Source organism: Protofrankia sp. Cj3, assembly GCF_917627355.1.
Classification (GTDB): Bacteria; Actinomycetota; Actinomycetes; order Frankiales; family Frankiaceae; genus Protofrankia.
This window is the reverse complement of sequence record NZ_CAKJTR010000324.1, coordinates 1257-3327: the sequence shown is the minus strand read 5'-3', so window position 1 is coordinate 3327 and position 2071 is coordinate 1257. Positions and strand designations below refer to the sequence as shown.

4 protein-coding genes are annotated in these 2071 nt (G+C 63.4%); 3 read left to right on the top strand and 1 reads right to left on the bottom strand.

What is annotated here, in order from left to right; translation table 11 throughout:
- The first annotated feature begins 325 nt into the window (after positions 1–325).
- Both MJ783_RS23130 and MJ783_RS23125 read left to right on the top strand, forming a co-directional pair.
- Positions 326–514 (top strand): type II toxin-antitoxin system HicB family antitoxin, encoded by a 189-nt coding sequence (locus tag MJ783_RS23130; protein ID WP_239313972.1) that lies wholly within the window; start codon positions 326–328, stop codon positions 512–514.
- 27 nt (positions 515–541) lie between these two features.
- Positions 542–772 carry a type II toxin-antitoxin system HicA family toxin gene (locus tag MJ783_RS23125; protein WP_370651795.1) on the top strand — a complete coding sequence of 77 codons (231 nt, stop codon included), beginning with the start codon at positions 542–544 and terminating at the stop codon, positions 770–772.
- A 174-nt stretch (positions 773–946) separates the two neighbouring features.
- On the opposite strand, the gene MJ783_RS23120 is transcribed toward MJ783_RS23125, so the two are convergent.
- Positions 947–1213 carry a hypothetical protein gene (locus MJ783_RS23120; protein WP_239313970.1) on the bottom strand — a complete coding sequence of 89 codons (267 nt, stop codon included), beginning with the start codon at positions 1211–1213 and terminating at the stop codon, positions 947–949.
- A 321-nt stretch (positions 1214–1534) separates the two neighbouring features.
- On the opposite strand from MJ783_RS23120, the gene MJ783_RS23400 reads away from it, so the two are divergent.
- The coding region (locus tag MJ783_RS23400; protein WP_255724451.1) for a helix-turn-helix domain-containing protein at positions 1535–2071 on the top strand (537 nt) is incomplete at its 3' end.

The window sequence follows — 2071 nt, the reverse complement described above, 5'->3', positions numbered from 1 at the left end:
TGTGAAGAACTGGCACATCTTCGACCGCTACCGCGGCTGCCCCCGCCGTGTCGGCATATTCGCGCAGGCCATCCTCGTCCTCACCCACGAAGGCAATTAGAAAAACCACATTGAAAACGCTCAGGGTACAATTGCAGTACAGCGCCGCTTTCGTCCGTAGTGACGGAATGCGAGGAAGTGTCCGATCCGCCATTGAGACGACGTGCCGCGTAGCGCTCGCCGTGTACGCACGCCGAACATGGCAGCAGGCCACCCGACGATGGGACACGTTGCTGATCCGGATACTATCCGGCGTACTGTAGACGCTATAAGTCGGGTGGTTCACGTGCCTTATAGCATCGAGCAGGACGAGACCGGCTGGTTCTGCGCACACGCGACCCTCCCGGGCGACGGGGCCAACGGAGAGGGCCGGACCCGAGGCGAGGTGATCGAGAATCTGCGTACGGCGCTGGAAGGTTGGTTCGCCGAGTTCGGCGCGCCGGACGAGCTGACGGTGACGGTCGGCGTGGCCTGATGCCGGCGGTCCCCGCGCGGCGTTCAAGTGGTCAAGGCGCTGAAGAAGGCCGGCTTCGCCGTGGCGCGGATCCATGGCAGCCACCAGCACCCAGGCCATCGCTCCGCGAGTGGCTTGGGACCCCGCATCATGAAGCATGAGGACGGACGCCGGACGACTGTCCCGGTTCACGGGGGCCGTGATATTCCGCCGGGTACGTTGCCGGCTGTTCTCCGGGATGCGGGCCTAACCATCGATGACCTGCACGGCCTGCTGTAAGCGGCGATCATGAGATATGTCACGGGAGACTGCGCCCCGAACCTACGGATTGTGAGATTTCCGGCTGGTCGTCAGTGCACGTCCACCTATGTCCGCTGACGCAGGTCATGGGTGGTCTGGATTCCACGGACGTCCACGCTCGTCCGTCGGCTTGGCTGCCAGCTACTGATCCTTTCAGCTGTCGCTGGAGTTCGTTGACCTCCGCCGTGTGCTCCTGCGCCGATTCGGACGCCGTGCGAGATCCCCGCGCCGAGTTGCGCCGGGCTGCATACTCATGGGAGGCATCCCCGTAGCCGTGGCATCGAGGAGTTTTATCACGTCCTCATTGGGTATTTTCATCCATTTTTGCACGATTGCCGCCGCCACGAACAGCGCGAGCCGCACGATGCCGAACGCGGCTATGGTCAAAATTGGCAAAAAGAAGATCAGAGGCGTCGGCATGGCGCATCCGCATTATCGATTGCGCCTAGGGACTCCCCGCCCACTGGTCCAGTGACGTGAGGTGTGCGGGACGCATGTAGCCCGCCAGGTCGAGCAGACTTCGATCCTGGCAGGCTAACGGCAGTCTCACGCCTGACGGGCAATAGCTGGGACACCTACTTGCCCTCCTCGCGAGTCCTCGCCTGGCCAGGCCGACCCGCTAGCCACGAAACTCTGACGCAAGCTGCTCCGAATCGGAGCAGCTTGCTCCGTCGATGCGCGACTCTGAAGAGTGTAAGGCTGTTGCCCCTAGGTCAGACAAGAGCATAGAATTGCTCTTCTATGGAGCAGGCTGGTCGGGGCGGTGCGACGGCGTCGCGCATCGTCGCGCAGCGAGTTCGCGATCTTCGCTTGGCTCTTGGATGGTCGGCACAGCGTCTAGCAAACCGATGCCGGGAACTCGACAGTCAGACGTCTCTCACCAGAAGCGCCATCGCTAAGATCGAATCTGAAATCCGGGGTTCAATCACCATCGATGAGGTTCTTGTGTTGGCCGACGCGCTGGGCGTCTCGCTGACAGACCTAGTCGAGTCTCGGATCGTCCTGCCGGAGGACGTGAACTCGGTCGACGGTGACGGGACGACACGCCCAGATGGTGACGGGGTGAGGCCACCGATCTGGAACCTGCCTCCGCGTCTACCGCCGTTCGCTGGCCGGGAGGCGGAAGTGGGGCTGTCCGGACAGCCGCGGCGGTCGCCCGACATGCTGGATGACGTCGCCGAGGTGGCCCGGCTGCGCCATCCGGGCGCGACGGTCACGCGGATCGAGGCGTCCGGCAAACTCCCCGCCCATCTGCACATCTGCCGCGCCGAGGGTGCT